Origin of the sequence: Vibrio sp. MarTm2, from assembly GCF_027587055.1 — a bacterium.
In the GTDB taxonomy this organism is placed as follows: Bacteria; Pseudomonadota; Gammaproteobacteria; order Enterobacterales; family Vibrionaceae; genus Vibrio; species Vibrio sinaloensis_D.
On the sequence record NZ_JAPPTK010000046.1, the window covers coordinates 1 to 825 of the forward strand.

Genomic DNA, 825 nt, shown 5'->3' on the forward strand with positions numbered 1-825 from the left:
GCGCTTGCGTAACGCAGCCACAGCCAAGAGCCGGAAATGGTCACTGGATACGGCTGATTTTCTTGCAGCGTAAATTTCATCGTTTCTTCAGTGCCATCATGGCCACCGCTCCTAGAATCAAGGCAATCACAACCAACATGATGATTTGCTCTTTGCGCGTCTCACTTTGGCCGTTGTCTTGTTTGAATTTCGCCAGCTCCATAATGGAATCTAGGCTTTGTTTGTTTTGTTCGGCTTGGTTACCCGCGAGCCCTGCCAACATTTGCAAGTTCTCCGAGTTCGCCGCGCTCATATCGTCTAAGGCATCACCCGCAAACGACAGCGAGCCATTCATTGCGCTTTCGGCAAATAACAGGCTTTTCTCGATGGCGCCGTGGTCAGTGGCCGTGACCGTAATGGTCGAGTCCGACACGCCACTAATGGCTGTTCCGAGGTTGTTGCCCGAAATGGCATTTTGACCGCTGACGTTACTGGTCGAGGTGATGTTCTTAGAGCTGGATTTACCACCCATAATTACACTCTCATTGTTAGGTGCGTGGTGTCGGTCAGAGGCTTTTCCGTGGTGTTCAAGCGGCGAACCAAACGCGCCAACGCAGGAAAGTAGGTCTCAGCGGAAATACTGGTTAACCCCGCATTTTTCACGTAGGTTTGAAGCTCTCGAATGCCTTGAATCACCCCATAGCCGGACACGCCCCATAGGTAATAGCTCTCACCGAGGATTTCTCCGGCCACTGTGATGTCGTAGCCCTCACCCGTTAATTGATAGAGGCTCACGCGCCCTGTCTGGACTTCGGCTTTCAGCTCCTCAAAGTCCTGCGGACAAGC

2 protein-coding genes are annotated in these 825 nt (G+C 52.2%); both read right to left on the reverse strand.

The window, feature by feature from the left end; translation table 11 throughout:
* Positions 1–76: 76 nt before the first annotated feature.
* Entirely contained in the window at positions 77–511 is a 435-nt protein-coding gene (locus OH458_RS21940; RefSeq protein ID WP_005475942.1) for a hypothetical protein, read from the reverse strand.
* A 2-nt stretch (positions 512–513) separates the two neighbouring features.
* On the reverse strand, positions 514–825 hold a 312-nt coding region (locus OH458_RS21945), incomplete at its 5' end, for a DNAase (protein WP_269979854.1).

Bases quoted from the DNA above. Each gene is read 5' to 3' on its own strand.
- OH458_RS21940 (WP_005475942.1), bottom strand. From the start codon at position 511: ATGGGTGGTAAATCCAGCTCTAAGAACATCACCTCGACCAGTAACGTC.